The sequence below is a fragment of the Stenotrophomonas sp. STEN018 genome, assembly GCF_056760235.1.
Map to the genome: position 1 here is coordinate 37,288 of NZ_JBRREK010000018.1, position 16,731 is coordinate 54,018.

General features: G+C 63.6%; 13 protein-coding genes. 10 read left to right on the plus strand and 3 right to left on the minus strand.

The window, feature by feature from the left end; translation table 11 throughout:
- Positions 1–67: 67 nt before the first annotated feature.
- From dapD to map, 3 genes are read right to left on the minus strand one after another with little or no spacing between them, the layout of a single operon-like run.
- Complete coding sequence (dapD, locus tag ACVOMB_RS09010) at positions 68–1,153, minus strand: 2,3,4,5-tetrahydropyridine-2,6-dicarboxylate N-succinyltransferase (protein ID WP_481530854.1); 1,086 nt, start codon at positions 1,151–1,153, stop codon at positions 68–70.
- A complete protein-coding gene (locus tag ACVOMB_RS09015) occupies positions 1,153–3,768 on the minus strand; it encodes a [protein-PII] uridylyltransferase (RefSeq protein WP_481530889.1) in 2,616 nt (871 codons plus the stop codon). Before ACVOMB_RS09015 ends, dapD begins: the two co-directional genes overlap by 1 nt.
- A 20-nt stretch (positions 3,769–3,788) precedes the next feature.
- Positions 3,789–4,565, minus strand: coding sequence for a type I methionyl aminopeptidase (map, locus tag ACVOMB_RS09020; protein WP_481530855.1), 777 nt, complete (start codon positions 4,563–4,565; stop codon positions 3,789–3,791).
- Between the two features lie 359 nt (positions 4,566–4,924).
- Between map and ACVOMB_RS09025 the strand changes: the two genes are divergently transcribed.
- From ACVOMB_RS09025 to tsf, 10 genes are all read left to right on the plus strand, one after another.
- Positions 4,925–5,437, plus strand: coding sequence for a Csu type fimbrial protein (locus tag ACVOMB_RS09025; protein ID WP_481530856.1), 513 nt, complete (start codon positions 4,925–4,927; stop codon positions 5,435–5,437).
- A gap of 13 nt (positions 5,438–5,450) precedes the next feature.
- Positions 5,451–6,245: a fimbrial biogenesis chaperone gene (locus ACVOMB_RS09030; protein WP_481530857.1), complete on the plus strand. Its 795-nt coding sequence runs from the start codon at positions 5,451–5,453 to the stop codon at positions 6,243–6,245.
- 55 nt (positions 6,246–6,300) lie between these two features.
- The gene (locus ACVOMB_RS09035; protein ID WP_481530858.1) at positions 6,301–8,589 is read left to right on the plus strand and encodes a fimbria/pilus outer membrane usher protein; all 2,289 of its coding nucleotides are present in this window, start codon (positions 6,301–6,303) and stop codon (positions 8,587–8,589) included.
- The gene (locus ACVOMB_RS09040; RefSeq protein ID WP_481530859.1) at positions 8,586–9,614 is read left to right on the plus strand and encodes a Csu type fimbrial protein; all 1,029 of its coding nucleotides are present in this window, start codon (positions 8,586–8,588) and stop codon (positions 9,612–9,614) included. Before ACVOMB_RS09035 ends, ACVOMB_RS09040 begins: the two co-directional genes overlap by 4 nt.
- 284 nt (positions 9,615–9,898) lie before the next feature.
- Positions 9,899–10,414: a Csu type fimbrial protein gene (locus ACVOMB_RS09045; protein WP_481530860.1), complete on the plus strand. Its 516-nt coding sequence runs from the start codon at positions 9,899–9,901 to the stop codon at positions 10,412–10,414.
- An 11-nt stretch (positions 10,415–10,425) separates the two neighbouring features.
- Entirely contained in the window at positions 10,426–11,217 is a 792-nt protein-coding gene (locus tag ACVOMB_RS09050; RefSeq protein WP_481530861.1) for a fimbrial biogenesis chaperone, read from the plus strand.
- Positions 11,218–11,230: 13 nt separating this feature from the next.
- A complete protein-coding gene (locus ACVOMB_RS09055; protein ID WP_481530862.1) occupies positions 11,231–13,546 on the plus strand; it encodes a fimbria/pilus outer membrane usher protein in 2,316 nt (771 codons plus the stop codon).
- On the plus strand, positions 13,543–14,541 hold the full coding sequence (locus ACVOMB_RS09060) for a Csu type fimbrial protein (protein ID WP_481530863.1): 999 nt from the start codon (positions 13,543–13,545) through the stop codon (positions 14,539–14,541). The genes ACVOMB_RS09055 and ACVOMB_RS09060 overlap by 4 nt, the downstream gene beginning before the upstream one ends.
- Positions 14,542–14,844: 303 nt before the next feature.
- Entirely contained in the window at positions 14,845–15,654 is an 810-nt protein-coding gene (rpsB, locus tag ACVOMB_RS09065) for a 30S ribosomal protein S2 (protein WP_282267380.1), read from the plus strand.
- Positions 15,655–15,788: 134 nt separating this feature from the next.
- A complete protein-coding gene (tsf, locus tag ACVOMB_RS09070) occupies positions 15,789–16,667 on the plus strand; it encodes a translation elongation factor Ts (protein ID WP_481530864.1) in 879 nt (292 codons plus the stop codon).
- The last annotated feature ends 64 nt before the right edge of the window (positions 16,668–16,731 follow it).

The following is a 16,731-nucleotide window of genomic DNA, read 5'->3' on the forward strand; positions in this document are numbered from 1 at the left end:
ATCCGCCCCTTCGGGGCACCTTCTCCCGCTCGCGGGAGAAGGGACGGCGCTGCGCCTCCGGCGAGGCTTAGTCCGCCAACCCACGCAGCAGATCATTGACGCTGGTCTTGCTGCGGGTCTTGGCGTCCACCTGCTTGACGATCACCGCGCAATACAGCGAATGCGTGCCGTCCTTGGACGGCAGCGAGCCGCTGACCACCACGCTGTACGGCGGTACATAGCCATACGTCACTTCGCCAGTGGCGCGGTTGTAGATGCGGGTGCTCTGGCTCAGGAACACGCCCATGCCGATCACGCTGTGGTGGCCGACAACCACGCCTTCCACTACTTCCGAACGCGCGCCGATGAAGCAATGGTCTTCGATGATGGTCGGGCTGGCCTGCAGCGGCTCCAACACGCCGCCAATACCGGCGCCGCCGGATAGATGGCAATGCTTGCCGATCTGCGCGCACGAACCCACCGTGGCCCAGGTATCAACCATGGTGCCCTCACCGACGTGACCGCCGATATTGGTGAAGCTCGGCATCAGCACCACGTCCTTGCCGAAGTGCGTTCCGCGGCGAGCGATCGCACCCGGCACCACGCGCACGCCGGCCTGGCGGAAGGCGGCCTCGTCGTAGCCTTCAAAGCGCGACTCGACCTTGTCCCAGAACGGTGCCGGGGCACCGTCCATCACCGCCATGTCGTTGACACGGAAGTACAGCAATACAGCCTTCTTCAACCACTCGTTGACCTTCCAGCCACCGTTGCCATCGGGTTCGGCGACGCGGAATTCACCGGACTCCAGGCCGTCGATCACGCGGTTGACCAGCGCACGGGTCGAACCTTCGATCTCGTCCATGGTCAGCATGGTGCGGCGCTCGAATGCGCTTTCAATACCGAACTTCAGCTCGGCCACGCCCGGCGCCGGCGGCTTGCGCAGGCTGCGTGGGCCTACCGACGGCGTCACCGGCTTGGCCGACTTCGGCTTGGCAGCGGCAACCTTTTTTACCGGTGCCTTGACCGTCTTCGCAACAGGCTTGGCGGCCGTTTTGGTCGCTGCTGCGGCCTTTTTCTTCGGCGCTACGGCCTTGCTCGGCGCGGCCTTTGCAGGCGCAGCCTTCTTGGCGGTCTTCTTGGTCACGGTCTTCTTGGTTGCGGGCTTGCTTGCCATCAGTGGGGGTCTCCTGGCTTGTTGTCGGGATCCAGGCAGGCCAGCAATGCGTCACGCAAAGCCTGCATGGAGGTTTCGGTAAGGGGGTGATCGTGGCGATCGGTAAGTTGGAACTGATCCTCGGCGCGCTCGCCGAAGGTGGCGATGCGTGCATCCTGCACACGCAGGCGCTGGTCACGCAGCACATGCGCCACATCGGCGAGCAGGCCGGGGCGATCCGGCGCCACCAGGTTCAAGACAGTCCGGCCTTCATGACTGGCGTCGAGAAACTCGATACGCGGGGCGAAGCGGAAGTGCTTGAGCTGGCGCGGCATCACCCGCCGCGAGGGGCGCAGGATCAGGATATTACCGGCCAGCGCCTTGCGCAGCACGGATTCCAGGCGCGCAGCGTCACCATCGGCAAAGCTGCCCGCAGGCGTGACTTCGAAGGTATCGAAAATGGTGTCGTCGGGGCCGTCGAGCACGCGGGCGCGGTGAATGCCGTAGCCGGCCCGGTCCAGGGTCATGACGATGGCGGCGAACATGCCGTCGCGATCCGGCGAGTGTACGAACACTTCCAGCGCATCACTCTCGGGCGTGATCCGCCGTACCTTGACCAAGGTGCCGCCCCTGTGGATTTCCACCAGGGACGCAGCCTGCCAGACCAGCTGTTCGGGGCGGAAGCGCACGAAGCTTTCATCCGGCATGGCCGCGAACTGGCGATCGATCACCGCATCCTCATGGCCAAGCAGACGCATCTGTTCGCGCACGTTGTCGCGCGCTTCCTGCACCCGTTCCGCTTCCGGCAAGGGATGCTCCAAGCCCTCGCGCAGCGCGCGGCGGGTGGCGAAGTACAGGTCGGCCAGCAGCCGGTCCTTCCACGCGTTCCACATCTTGGGGCTGGTGCCGGCGATGTCGGCGCAGGTCAGCAGATACAGGTAATCGAGACGGTCACGGTCGCCGACCAGACCGGCAAAACGGTGGATCACCTCGGGATCGGTGATGTCCTGCTTCTGCGCGGTGATCGACATGCGCAGATGCTGTTCGACCAGCCACGCCACCAGCTCGGTATCAGAACTGCTCAAGCCATGTGCGCTGCAGAACTCGCGTGCGTCCACCGCGCCCAGTTCGGAATGGTCACCGCCACGGCCCTTGGCGATGTCATGGAACAGGCCGGCCAGCAGCAGCAATTCCGGCTTGCGCAGGCGCGGCCAGACTTCGTGCGCGATGGAGAAACGCTCGTCGGCACGACCGCTGGCAAACAAGGCCATGTTCCGCAGCACCATCAAGGTGTGCTGGTCCACCGTGTAGACATGGAACAGGTCGAACTGCATGCGCCCGGACACCGCGGCGAATGCAGGAATCCACTGGCCGAGCACGCCCAGGCGTGCCATCCGTGCCAGCGTGTCGACCGCGCGTGGCCCACGCAGCAAGCCCATGAACTGCTCGCGGACGGTCTCGTCCACGGCGGTGTAGGCAGGAATTTCGTCCAGCATCTCGGCCAGACCGCGTGCGGTCATCGAGTGCAGGCCGCGCACATCGGCGGTGCGCGCCCAACAGGCGAACAAGGCAAAAATGCTGCGGATGTCGCCATGCGGCCAGAACGGATCATCAGCAGACAGATATCCACGACGCAGCGAGAAACCCTCGCCTACCGGCAGCGGCGTGGCTTCGCCGTCAAACTGTTCTTCAAAGCGCTGCAGCAGACGATCGCTGATGCGGCGGATCACCGTCGCACTGCGATAGAAGCCCTGCATCATTTTTTCCACGCCCAGGCTCTCGGCGTCATCACCAAAGCCCATGCGTGCGGCCAAGGTCTTCTGGTAATCGAAGCGCAGCCGTTCTTCCGGACGCTGCGCCACCAGGTGCAGGCCGAAGCGCAGCCGCGCCAATACCTGGCGTTCGCGCTTCAGCGCGGCGGCCTCGTCCAGGCCCAGATGGCCCAGCCCGACCAGCGCATCGATATTGCTGACGCCAAAGGCGCGCAGCGCCATCCAGCCCAGCGTATTGAGATCGCGCAGGCCGCCCGGGCCATCCTTGATATCCGGCTCGAGGTTGTCGGCGGTGTCACCGAAACGCTGGTGGCGTGCCAGCAGTTCTTCGCGTTTGGCCAGGAAATACTCGCGCGGCGGCCATACCAGACTCGGCGCGATCGCCCGCGCCAGTCCATGCTGGGCGGTTGCATCAGCAACCAGCGGGCGCGCCTCGATCAAGGCGGTCAGCACCGTCTGATCAGCCGCGGCGTGTACACACTGGGTTGCCGAGCGCACCGCATGGCTGGCCGGTAAGCCGGCATCCCACAACAAGGCGAACAAACGTGCCAGTGCGGCTTCGTGGCGCTGCTGCACTTCGGTTTCGGCCAGCGCCAGCAGGTCGATGTCCGAGCGCGGGAACAACTCGCCACGGCCGTAGCCGCCAACCGCGAACAGGGCCAAGCCTGCCGCCGCAGGAATGCAGCGCTGCCAGGCTTCAATGATCAGTTGATCGACCGCGCGCGTGCGCAGGCCGGGCAGACGTTCGACATTGTCGGTCTGCTCGAAGCGTTTGCCCAGGCGGGCATCGGTATGGGCAAGTGACTGCCGTGCATCGGCAGCCCATTGCGCGTCACCGGCAGGATCTGCCGGCGTGTCCAGAATCGGGCCCGCCGGCAGTGAGGTCATGCCTGCGCGGATTCCGCCGGCGACAACGTCAATACCTCAACGCCATCCTCGGTCACCACAATGGTGTGTTCCCACTGCGCCGAGAGCTTGCGGTCCTTGGTCACCACGGTCCAGCCATCCGGCAGTACCTTGGTGTAACGGGTGCCTTCATTGATCATCGGCTCGATGGTGAAGGTCATGCCCTGCTTGAGCACCAGGCCCTGGCCCGGACGGCCGTAATGCAGCACCTGCGGTTCGTCGTGGTAGACCTTGCCGATACCGTGGCCGCAGTACTCACGTACCACGCTGAAGCGCTCGCCTTCGGCGAACTCCTGGATTGCATGACCCACATCGCCCAGGGTCGCGCCCGGCTTGACCGCACGGATGCCGCGCCACATTGCTTCCTTGGTGGTTTCCACCAGGCGCTTGGCCATCACCGACGGCGTGCCGACGTAGTACATGCGACTGGTATCACCGTGCCAGCCATCCTTGATGACGGTCACGTCGATATTGACGATGTCGCCGTCCTTGAGCACCTTGGCTTCACTGGGAATGCCGTGGCAGATGACGTTGTTCACCGAGGTGCACACGGTCTTAGGGAATCCGCGGTAGCCCACATTGGCCGGGATGGTGCCCTGCACATTGATGATGTGGTTGTTGCAGATGCGATCCAGCTCTTCGGTGGTGACACCGGGCTTGACGTGCGGGGTGATGATGTCGAGCACCTCAGCCGCCAGACGGCCGGCGATGCGCATCTTCTCGATTTCTTCGGGGGTTTTCAGTTGGATTGCCATGTGCCGATTATCCCCCATTTGGGCTATTTCGCTAAGTATTTCACATTAATGAACGCGTAATCAGGGAACCGGCCGGGGGCCAAACCGGGCTTCCCTGACTGGGCACACCCGGCCGACGGCCGACCTTCCATACTCATGCGAATCGTCCCAATCGAATGCCTCGCACCGGCCCAAACCCCGCTGGAACGGGGCTGATTACACGCACGCGCATCACAGAAATTCCTGCCTTGGGACATATCTCATACCCCTCACGGGCAACCTGGGAACAGACTCAATCCGCACCTGCTGCACCGCGACAGGCCCGTAAACCGGCCTGCGCAGAGCACGACAGCTGCGTTGTCTTTTCTCCAAGGATCACCATGAAGCTCCGCAACGCCCCCCTGTTCGCCTGTATCGCCGTCGCTGCCGCAACCGGTGCCGCCCACGCAGCAACAGACACCACGCAGTTCCAGGTCAAGATCACCATTACCGAGTCCTGCGACGTGCACACGGTCAGCGCCACCAATATCGACTTCGGTACCCACGTCCGCTCTACCGACGCCACCCCGATCGACAACCAGGGCGCGTTGCAGCTCAACTGCAGCAAAGGTACGCCTTACCAGATCGCACTGGACCCAGGCCTCAACTCCAGCAGCGCCACCGCCGCCGCCGACAACCGACGCATGATCAGCGCCGACAACAACTTCGTGCCCTACGGCCTGTACCGGGATGCGGCCCGCACCCAGTTCTGGGGCCGGGTGCTGGGCACCAACACCGTCGCCGGCATCGGCAGCGCGGCGCCGCAATCGATACCGGTATTTGGCCGGGTGCCTGCGACCAACGTGCCCGCAGGTGTGTACCTGGACACCATCACCGCCACTGTCACCTACTGAGCAGGCCAGCCGCGTGAACAATCGCCACCCGCCCCGGATGCGGGTGGCGAGCCTGACACGGCTCGCCACCATCCTTGTACTTGCACTGCTGCCGCTGCTGCCGGGCAGCGCCGGCAATCTGCAGGTTGCCCCCATCCTGCTGGAATTCGGTAACGCACAGGCCTCGCAGACGCTCTGGCTGACCAACTCGGGCAGCGAGCCCTTGCGTGCACAGGTCCGGGTGCAGCACTGGACCCAGGATGGCGGGCAGGAACTGCTGCAACCCACCGATGCTCTGCTCGCCAGTCCACCACTGGTCGATATCGATACCGGCCACAGCCAATTGGTGCGGATGCTGCAAGCGCATCCCGGCAGCCAGGTGGGTGAAAGCGCCTTCCGACTCATCGTTGATGAATTGCCCGGTAGCGCCAGCAGCGCAAGCTCCAGCCTGCAGTTTCTACTGCGCTACTCCATTCCTGTGTTTGTGCTGCCGGAGGGCGTGACGCCACGATTGGAACGCAGCGGCAAACACACTCCCACCGACGCCAGCCAGTTACAGGGTGATTGGCAGGTCCGCGATGGCACCGCCACCTTCTCTCTGCACAACCGCGGCACGCAGCGCATCCGCATCAGTCAGCTGAGCTGGACGCCCGCTTCCGGATCACCCATCGACATCACCCCTGGCCTGCTTGGTTATGTGCTGGCGGGCCGGCAGATGCGCTGGACGCTCCCCTTGCCGACCCCACTGCCAGTCAACGGCACCCTCCACGCCAAACTCAATGACGATGCCGACCCCCAACCTCTGCCGCAGGTCGTTATTGGCCGTTAGCGTCGGGCTTGCGATTGCCGCTGCCTCCGCAGCCGCGCTCGCTGAGGGAACCGGCATGGCAATACCTGCACGCTTGGACGATAGCGGAGAGTACGAGTTGCACTTGCAAGTCAGCGTCAACCAGATCGACATCAGCGGCTTGACCCGTTTCGTGCTCCGCCAGGACACCTTGTTCGCCAGCCACACCCAACTGCTCATGTTGGGACTCAAACTGCCTGCCGCGGCCAGCGGGCAGGGATTGATCCCGTTGGCGTCGCTGCCCGGCGTCAGACTCCACTACGACGTTCAACTGCAACGCATCGATCTGCAGGTACCGGTGGACATGCTCGACCATCCGCCAACCCTTGTGGATCTGCGCCAGATTGATCACCCTCGTCCCGATCCCGAGCAGCGCGCCGCCGGCGGCGTACTCAACTACGACCTGTATGGCCAACACAGCGACAGCGCGGGCAGCTTGAGCAGCTACAGCGAGCTGCGCCTGTTTGGCATCGGCGCCGGTATCTGGAGCAATGCGCTGGCCCATGGTTTCAGCAGCAATGGTGGGCATGGCCGAGCCCGCACCAGCAGCACGCGCATGGACAGCAGCTGGCAGCTGGATTTTCCCGAGGCAATGCTCAGCCTGAGTATTGGCGACAGCCTGTCCGCCGCACATGACTGGTCACGCGCACTGCGTTTTGGTGGCATACGTCTGTCGCGCAATTTCTCGTTGCAGCCCTATCGCATCACCACCCCACCCGCCTCATTTGCCGGCGAGGCAATCCTGCCTTCGACGGTGGATCTGTACATCGACGGCATCCGCAAATCCAGCCAACAACTGCCACCTGGGCGTTTCCAGCTCGACAGCAGCCCCTCGCTCAACGGCGCCGGCCAAGCCACGCTGGTCATCACCGATATCAACGGACAGAGCCGGACGCTGGGCTTCTCACTCTATGGAACGCCCGAACTGCTGCAGGCAGGGCTCTCGGATTGGTCCGTTGAACTGGGAACAATCCGTCGTGACTACGGCCTGCGCTCATTCGCGTATGCCAACAAGCCCCTTGCCAGCGCCAGCCTCCGCCATGGATTCAGCGACAGCCTGACCTTGCAGTGGCATGCCGAAGGCAGCCAGAGCATTCATCAGGCCGGGCTGGGCGCGGTGATGCTGCTTGGCCGGCGCGGCGGCGTGCTCAGCGGATCATTGGCCGGCAGCCGCGCGGGGCTCCGCAGCGGACGCCAGCAGGGCCTTGGCTACCAATGGAGTTCACGTCAGCTCACGTTGTCCGCCAGTACGTTGCGACGCACCGCCGGTTACCGTGACGTCGCCGCGGTACAAGAGCAGGCCACCCTGCCACGCCGCAGCGAGCAGGCGTTTGCCGGGATCAGCACGCCGCTTGGCCAACTCGGCCTCAGCTATGTAGCGCAGCAACACCTCGAACTACCGCGCAGCCGCTACGCCAGCCTGAACTGGTCGCATACGCTGTCCAACAACAGCCAGCTCAACCTCAGCTTCAACCGCGACCTGAGCGACAAGCGCGGCGACAGCGCGTTCGCCTATTGGTCACAGCCACTGGATCGCCACACCACCCGCGCAGCGTCACTTCGACATGGTCGGCACGGCAATCTACTGTCATTGGAAGCCAACCATTCCGCCGTCCAGCAAGGCGCACTGGACTGGCGCGCACAGCTCAGCGCCGACGGTGACCTGCGCGGCGTGCGTGGCGAAATCGCCCGTCGTGGGCAGCATGGCCAATGGACAGTCGGCCTGGACCAAGACGACACACAGCGCAGCGCCACGCAACTCCATGCCAGCGCAAACGGCGCGCTGGCGTGGCTTGGCGGCCATGCGCATGCATTGCCACGTATTGACGACGCCTTCGCGCTGATTTCGACCGCCGGCGTGGCCGACGTACCGGTGCAGCTGGACAACCGCAGCGTCGGCCGCACCAACAAGCACGGGCAACTGCTGGTCTCACAACTCAGCGCCTGGCAGCGCAATCAGCTGTCCATCGATCCGCAGCACCTGCCAGCCGACATGCAGCTGGATAACACCAGCAAAGAGGTTGTTCCGGAAACCCGCCGCGGCGTGCTGGTGCCCTTCGCCATGCGCCGTACGCTGGCGTTGCATGTAGGCATACGTGATCGCAATGGTCGGTGGCTGCCTGCCGGCAGCCAGATCACCCTCGAAGCGCCAGACCTGCCAGCGGCAACCCACCATATCGGCCATGAAGGCAAAATCTATCTACTCAATCCGCCCGCGCAGGCGCAACTGCGATTCGGTACCGGCAGCGGCGGCTGCAGCGTCACGTTGCCCGCACTTCCAGCACTGGAAGGCCGCATCGACCTGGAGGATGTGATGTGCGAATGATGCTGCAACCGCGCCCGACAACACCGTCCCCGCTTCGCCGCAGCTGGGCACGGACCTACCCACTGTTGCTGGTCACTGCGCTGCATCTGCCAGCAATGCATGTATTGGCCGCACCGTATTGCTCCACATCGAATTCGCCGACCCTCAACTTCGGCGCGGTAACGGGCACCAGCTATCAGGACACCCAGACCTCGTTGACACTGAACTGCTACGGCGGCACAGCCACCCTGTTGACCGCAGCCCTGGTCAGGGTCTGCCTGTTTGTCGGCACCGGTACGGCGGGCGCGGTTGCACCGCGATTGATGTCCAACGGGAACGGCGCCTTCATGCGCTACGACATGTACGCCGACGCCGCGCGCAGCCAATTGATAGGACCGCACTCCAGCGGCTACCCGCTGTACAGCCTCAGCTTCCGGATTGCTCCCCGCGAAAACCTGAGCATCCGGATCCCGATCTACGGGCGCGTGCCTGGCGGCCAGAATCTGCCAGGCAACCTTCCTTATCGGGACACCCCGTACAACGCCTACATCCGTTACAGCTATGGCTACATTTATGCCCCTTTGGAAAGCGACTGCCGCGACCGCATTCCCGGGCACCTCGGTGGCGCAGACGACATCAGCTTCAACTGGAGTGGCGTGCATGCAACCGTACCGCGCAGCTGCCGCATCAGCGCACTAGCCAATATCAATTTCGGCACAACGTCCGCACTCAAGTCGGCGCGTGCGCAGACCACCACCGTTCAACTCAAGTGCACCCCCGAGGTGGCCTGGCAGGCCACGCTGGACGATGGCCTGCATGCCCAATCGGGCAAACGATTCATGGCAGCAGCGGACGAGCGCATTGGCTACGACCTCTACAGCGATGCTACCCACCTGAGCCGCTGGGGCAACACCCAGATCAACAGCGTCAGTGGCGTCGGCACCGGTGCAATACAGGACCTGACGGTATATGGCCAGGTACCGGCCCAGCCAAGCGCAGCGCCAGGAAGCTACCAGGATACGGTCACCCTGACCCTGACCTACTGAGCACTGCAACCACAATCACAGCAAATCTGACGCAATGGCGTCAGAGAGCATCCCTCACTGCATGCCCCAGCTTGCCCGGCGCGCACTGACAGCACAACAGCACACAGCCGTGCCAGCCAAAGCAGACACGAAGCCAATTGACTGAACTTAGCAAGATCACCCGTTCAGGCGCGCAACTCGCCGTGAATGCGTGTCAACGCCACCTTGGCGTGCTTAGCTTTGCTCGCATGCCAGCGACATACCCACTGGCATCGCAACCGCCGCCAATCGCCGGGAGAATCAACATGCTCACCCGCACACTTCTCATTGCAACCGCCAGCATCATTGCGTTGACAGTATTTGCCGGCATCACCCAAGCAGCAACCCAGACTGCGCAGTTCCAAGTGCGTATTGTCATCACCGAGTCCTGCGACATCCAGACCGTCGCCGCTGGTGACATCGACTTTGGCACCCTGGCCCGCGCTACCGGCACTCCCGCCGACGCCCAAGGCAACCTGGAGGTGAACTGCACCAACGGCACCCCTTACACCATCGGCATGAACCCCGGCGCCAACGCCACCAGCACTACCGCCGCCGCCAACAACCGACGCATGAGTGACGGTGCCAACAATTTCGTGGCCTATGGCCTGTACCGCGATGCCGGGCGTCAGAACTTCTGGGGTGAAGTGATCGGTACCGATACCTTGGCCGGCACCGGCAACGCCAGTGCGCAGACCATCCCGGTCTATGGCCGCGTGCCGTCCACCGATGCGCCCGCCGGCAGCTATGGCGACACGGTGATAGCGACCATCACCTATTGAGCGCCAAGCCAATGCCCTCCTTGCGCAGGCCGACGCCCAGCACCGCCCCCCGAACGCTGCGCCGCGGCGCATTGGCATTGGCCTTGCTGTTGATCACGGCCCTGGCCAGCGGCGGCAACCTGCAGGTTGCCCCCATCCTGCTGGAGTTCAGTGATTCACAGCAGGCACAGGCGCTGTGGCTGGAGAACACCGGCGACCAAGCCCTGCATGCTCAGGTGCGCGTGCAACGTTGGACCCAAACCAATTCCACCGATGTGCTCGAACCCTCCGAGATGCTGTTGGCCAGCCCGGCCATCGTCCAGATCGGCGCAGGGCAACGCCAACTGGTGCGTGTGGTCAGGCCCCCGCCACTGCCATCGGGCGCCCCCCAAGAGCAGGCCTACCGGCTATTGGTGGATGAACTTCCCAGCGCCCATGGCACAACCCCGCAAGGCCTGCAGTTCCTGCTGCGCTATTCCATACCGGTCTTCGTTTTGCCCACGGGCGCATCACTACGCGAACTCGGCAACACAGCGCCCGTCGACCAACACCGGCTACAGGCTACTTGGCAGGTAGAGGCCGGCCAATTGAGCCTGACCCTGCGCAACACCGGCGCTCAGCGGATTCGCTTGAGTCAGCTGCGCTGGCTGCCTGAGGTCGGCCCGGCAATCGATCTGACACCAGGTCTGCTGGGCTATGTATTGGCCGGCCAACAGATGCACTGGACGCTGCCATTTCCCTCCACCCTCCCTCCCACCGGCACCTTGCAGGCCAGGCTGAACGATGCCTCCCTCCCGCAGCCGCTGCACTTTACTGGCCGTTGATCTGGCAATGCTCATGGCGAGTGGATCTCTCTTTTCTTCTGCGGCGTTGGCGCGCGCTGATGGCACGCACGCTGGCGCTGCACAGCCGCTGTATCTGGAGGTACGCATCAACCGCAGTAACGTTGCCAGGCTGGCGCGGTTTGAGCTTTCGGAGCAGACCCTGTCAGCCAGCATAGCGACCCTGCGTGAGCTTGGCCTGCGCTTGCCGGCTGACATCGCCAACGGCGAGCAGAACATCGCACTGACCCAATTGCCGGGCGCAGTGATCGACTACGACGCAGGCAATCAACGGCTGGCACTGCAGGTGCCGCTGGAACTGATTGATCACCCACGCACCCATCTGCAACTATCCAACGCACCGGAACTGCTGCCGGTCAGCGACAGCAGCCCGGGCGTGCTGCTCAATTACGACCTCCACGCCCAGCAACTGGGTCGATACCGCAACGCAAGCAGCTACACGGAACTGCGCGTGTTCGGGCTAGGCCCTGGCGTATGGAGCAGCAGCCAAACCAGCCGCGTGGCTGGCAACCGCGGCAGCTGGCAAGCAGGCAGCACCCGGCTGGACAGCCGTTGGCAGCTGGACCTGCCCGGCCCGATGCTCAGCCTCAGCCTGGGCGACGCGGTAACTGGCGCGCTGGAGTGGTCACGCGCCAGCCGCATCGGTGGCATGCACCTGTCGCGTAACTTTTCCCTGCAGCCCTATCGGGTGACCACCCCACTGGCCTCGTTCGCCGGTGAAGCAGTACTACCGTCCACCGTTGACCTGTACATAAACGGCATCCGCCAAGCCAGCCGCAGCGTGCAGCCTGGGCAATTCCAACTGGACACCGCGGCCGCGCTCAACGGCAGCGGCCAGGCACAGTTGCTGGTGACCGATATCAACGGCCAAAGCCGCATGCTGGAATTTTCGCTGTACGGCACACCCAAGCTGCTGCAGACCGGACTGACCGACTGGTCGCTGGATGTTGGTGTGCTGCGCCAGGACTATGGCCAACGTTCGTTCGCGTACGACCACAGACCCATGGCCAGCGGTAGCGTTCGCCATGGGCTGTACGAACAACTGACCATCGAAGGCCATGCCGAGCTCAGCGCGGAGCTGCGCTTGGCCGGCATCGGCGCGGTCGCCCTGCTGGGAAAGCGCGCTGGAATGCTCAGCAGTTCGTTCACAAGCAGTCGCGCCGGCGCGCTGCTAGGGCATCAGCAAACACTTGCCTATCAATGGAGCTCGCGCGGCTTCAATGTTTCTGCCAGCAGCCAGCGCCGCAGTGCCGACTTCCGCGATGCGGCGGCGTTGCTCGCCGATGCACTGTTGCCGCGGCGCACCGACCAGTTATTCCTGGGTGTTGGCAACGCGCGCAGCGGCCAGTTCAGCCTCAGCTACGTTTCCCAGAGCTATCCCGGCAACCCACGCACACGCCTGGCCGGGCTGGGTTGGTCGCGCAGCCTCGGTGGCGGCACTTGGCTCAGTGCGCAGTTTCATCACGATCTCGGCAACCTGGGGATGGACAGTGCCAACTTCTATTTCTCTATGCCGCTGGACCGTCGGACCCAGTTCTCCAGCAACCTGCGGCATGGTGCTGGCGGCAACGAGCTGTCGCTGCAGGCCAATCGCAGCCTGCCGACCGATGCCGGCGGTTGGGGCTGGCGCGCGCAGGCCAGCCTGGGTGACCAACGCGGCGGCAGTGCCGAGCTCAGCCACCTGAGCGAAGCCAGCCAGTGGCGGATCGGTGCAGACCACAGCGGCGGCATCGGCACCCTGGGCTATGCCGATGCCGTCGGCAGCCTCGCCTGGTTCGGCAATGACCTGCATACACTGCGCCGCGTCGATGATGCATTCGCGCTGGTGTCCACCAACGGCGTGGCCGATGTCCCCGTGCGGCTGGAGAACCGCTTGGTCGGCCAGACCAATGCGGATGGGCAACTGCTGGTCACCCCCCTGCGCGCTTGGCAGCGCAACCAGATCAGCATTGACACCCTGGGCTTGCCCATGGACATGCTGCTGGACTCGCCACAGCGGCAGGTGGTGCCTGCATCCGGCAGCGGTGCAAGGGTGGATTTCAAGCTGCAACCCAGCCATCCGATGCGCCTGCAGCTGCGCGGCATGGATGGGCAGTGGCTCGCCACTGGCAGCCAGGTGGCGGTCGAACTGGCAGGCGAGACCGTGGCAACTACCGTCGTTGGTCATGATGGCGCGGTGTACCTGGCGGACCCACCCGTCGGCGCACGCCTGCTCATCACCATTGAGCAAGGCACTGCCTGCATGCTGCCGCTGCCAACAACGGCACAGTATGCCGAGGACTACGCCACACCGCTGCAGTGCCAACCATGATCAGCGCAGCGCAGCGACGCCCACACCTCGGCGCGCGCCTCTTCATGCAGCTGGCACTGGCGTACCTGCCGTGCTCAGCTTTGGCGCAAAGCTGTCAGGTAACCCGCACCCCGAACATTGATTTCGGCGAAATCCGCGGCACGGCCACCACCGATGCAGCAGCCACCCTCGTCGTAAGTTGCCAAGGTTCACCGCCGTTCGGCAACCAGATAACCGCCTGCATTTTTCCTGGCGAAGGCATGCCCAGTGGGGTGGCACCGCGCCGCATGACAAACGACGCAGGCGCCATGATGAACTACGATTTCTATTCAAACCCGGCACAGACACAGCTGCTCGGCGCATTTGGTGGCAGCCAACCGGTCTATGCCATCTCGGTTCAGGCAAGTGCATTGAGCCCGCAGCAGATCCCGTTCAACATCTATGCCCGCGTTCCGGGTGGCCAGGCACTGCCAGCGGCGTACCTGTACGAAGGCAGCCCAGGACCTTCCATCCTCAGATACAGCTATGGCCCGCCACTGCTGGCACCACCCACCGCAGCGAACTGTCGCGACGGAACGTTTCCATTGCTGGGAGGTGCTGGCCAATCCGAATTTTTTTTTGGCACTGTCAGCGCACAAGTAGCCAGCGCATGCCTGATCAGCATCGCCACCGACCTGGACTTCGGCAGCACCACCCGCCTTGATACCCCGCGCAACCAGACATCGTTGATACGCATGCGCTGTGCCACCGATGTCGCATGGACGATGACGCTGAACAACGGCAGCAACCCGGACAACGGGCAACGCCGGATGGCGTCCAATGGCAACTTCCTGCCCTACGAGCTGTACCGCGACCCGGCGCTGCTCATCCCCTGGGGTGATGCCCCGGCCACCGGGGCAAGCGATGTGGGTGAAAATCAAGACGCATCGTTCACGGTCTACGGGCGGGTATTCCCGCACCCCGCCCCCGTTCCGGGCAGCTACAGCGACACGATCACGATCACGCTTACTTATTAAGGCAGTCAGAACCGCCCGCCAGCCCAGCAAATTGCGTCCGGCCAAGCCAGGGGCTATACTTCGTCGGCTTTTTCGGGCTCACGGCCCTTGCAGCACGCTGACACCGGGCGTCAACCGGTGAATCCTCACCTGTCGCCCCCATCCGTGCCGGGGTGCCCTGTTCTTCAGGGTTCGGCCACGGAGGCGCCAGGGAAGCCCAACCCCGGAACTGTTTGCGCGCTCCATATAAGAAGCCGCGCATCGCAGCACGACTCCAACAAACCGGTCGCGCGCGGTGTCAGTTCCACCATCAGGAGTTTTGCAATGCCCCAGATCACCATGCGTCAGATGTTGGAAGCCGGCGTCCACTTCGGCCACCAGACCCGTTACTGGAACCCGAAGATGGGCCAGTACATCTTTGGCGCCCGCGGCAAGATCCACATCATCAACCTGGAAAAGACCGTTCCGCTGTTCAACGATGCGATGAACTTCATCTCCTCGGTTGCCCAGAAGCGCGGCACCATCCTGTTCCTGGGCACCAAGCGCAGCGCACGCGAATCCATCAAGGAAGAAGCAGAGCGTTGCGGCATGCCGTTCATGAACCAGCGTTGGCTGGGCGGCACCCTGACCAACTTCGCTACCGTGAAGAAGTCGGTTGCCCGTCTGAAGGAACTGGAAGCCGGTGAAACCGACGGCAGCTTCGACAAGCTGGTCAAGCACGAAGTGCTGGGCCTGCGCCGTGAGCGCGACAAGCTGGAAGCCTCGCTGGGCGGCATCAAGGAAATGAACCGCCTGCCCGACGCCATCTTCGTCATCGACATCGGTCACGAAGACATCGCCATCAAGGAAGCCAAGAAGCTCGGCATCCCGGTGATCGCCGTGGTTGACACCAACTACAACCCGGAACTGGTCGATTACGCCATCCCGGGTAACGACGACGCCATCCGTGCCGTGCAGCTGTACGCTCGCGCCGCTGCCGACGCCGTGCTGGAAGGCAAGGCCGCTGCTCCGAACGCCGCCACCGTGCGCGAAGAAGAGTTCAGCGAAGCCGCTGCTGGCGAAGAAGCCAAGCCGGCCCGCCGCGCTCCGGCCAAGAAGGCTCCGGCCAAGAAGGGTGACGAGGCTTCGGCCTGATCCCCACCGGCGGGCGCAGCCATTGCGCCCGCTTCCCCTGTGCCGGCACCAATGGCGCCGAGCACTGACAGGGCTGCGTAACAACGGCCGGCCATCATGGCCGGCCTACCCCTTTCTATTGATGAGGTAATTCCATGGAAATCACTGCTTCCCTGGTCAAGGAACTGCGCGAGCGCACTGGCGCCGGCATGATGGAGTGCAAGCGCGCTCTGTCCGAGACCAATGGCGACATCGACGCAGCGGCTGAAGCCCTGCGCAAGTCCGGCGCTGCCAAGGCTGACAAGAAGTCCGACCGCGTCACCGCTGAAGGCCGCGTTGGCGTTGCCAGCGAAGGCGGCAAGGCCGTGCTGGTCGAAGTGAACTCGGAAACCGACTTCGTTGCCAACGACGTCAACTTCAAGGCGTTCGTCGACGCCGTCGCCGCTGCCGCCCTGGCTTCTGGCGCCGCCGACGTTGAAGCCCTGAAGTCGGTCAAGCTGGCCAGCGGCGAAACCGTTGAAGAAACCCGCGCCACCGCGATCCAGAAGCTGGGTGAAAACATCCAGATCCGTCGCCTGGTCAAGATCGACGGCACCAACACCGTTGGCACCTACGTGCACAGCAACGGCAAGATCGGCGTGCTGGTCGAACTGGCTGGCGGCAACGCCGAGCTGGCTTCGGGCCTGGCAATGCACGTGGCCGCGATGAACCCGCCGCACAACAAGGCTGCCGACGTTCCGGCCGACTTCGTTGCAAAGGAAAAGGAAATCGAGCTGGCCAAGATGAGCGAAAAGGAAAAGGCCAAGCCGGCTGAAATCCTTGAGAAGATCATCAGCGGCAAGATCAACAAGATCATCAGCGAAGTGACCCTGTACGGCCAGAACTACGTTCTGGACGGCGACAAGACCGTTGAGCAGGCCGTCAAGGCCGCTGGCGGCGACGTCGTCGGCTTCCAGCGCCTGGCTGTTGGCGAAGGCATCGAGAAGGTGGTGGAAGACTACGCCGCCGAAGTTGCCAAGGCGATGCAGGTCTAAGCACCCGCTGCCCGCAACATCTGAAAAAGCCGCGGATTTCCGCGGCTTTTTCTTTGCCGCAAAG

Coding starts and splice junctions, on each gene's coding strand:
- dapD (WP_481530854.1), bottom strand. CDS start 1,153: ATGGCAAGCAAGCCCGCAACCAAGAAGACCGTGACCAAGAAGACCGCC.
- map (WP_481530855.1), bottom strand. CDS start 4,565: ATGGCAATCCAACTGAAAACCCCCGAAGAAATCGAGAAGATGCGCATC.
- ACVOMB_RS09025 (WP_481530856.1), top strand. CDS start 4,925: ATGAAGCTCCGCAACGCCCCCCTGTTCGCCTGTATCGCCGTCGCTGCC.
- ACVOMB_RS09035 (WP_481530858.1), top strand. CDS start 6,301: ATGGCAATACCTGCACGCTTGGACGATAGCGGAGAGTACGAGTTGCAC.
- ACVOMB_RS09040 (WP_481530859.1), top strand. CDS start 8,586: ATGATGCTGCAACCGCGCCCGACAACACCGTCCCCGCTTCGCCGCAGC.
- ACVOMB_RS09045 (WP_481530860.1), top strand. CDS start 9,899: ATGCTCACCCGCACACTTCTCATTGCAACCGCCAGCATCATTGCGTTG.
- ACVOMB_RS09050 (WP_481530861.1), top strand. CDS start 10,426: ATGCCCTCCTTGCGCAGGCCGACGCCCAGCACCGCCCCCCGAACGCTG.
- ACVOMB_RS09055 (WP_481530862.1), top strand. CDS start 11,231: ATGGCGAGTGGATCTCTCTTTTCTTCTGCGGCGTTGGCGCGCGCTGAT.
- ACVOMB_RS09060 (WP_481530863.1), top strand. CDS start 13,543: ATGATCAGCGCAGCGCAGCGACGCCCACACCTCGGCGCGCGCCTCTTC.
- rpsB (WP_282267380.1), top strand. CDS start 14,845: ATGCCCCAGATCACCATGCGTCAGATGTTGGAAGCCGGCGTCCACTTC.
- tsf (WP_481530864.1), top strand. CDS start 15,789: ATGGAAATCACTGCTTCCCTGGTCAAGGAACTGCGCGAGCGCACTGGC.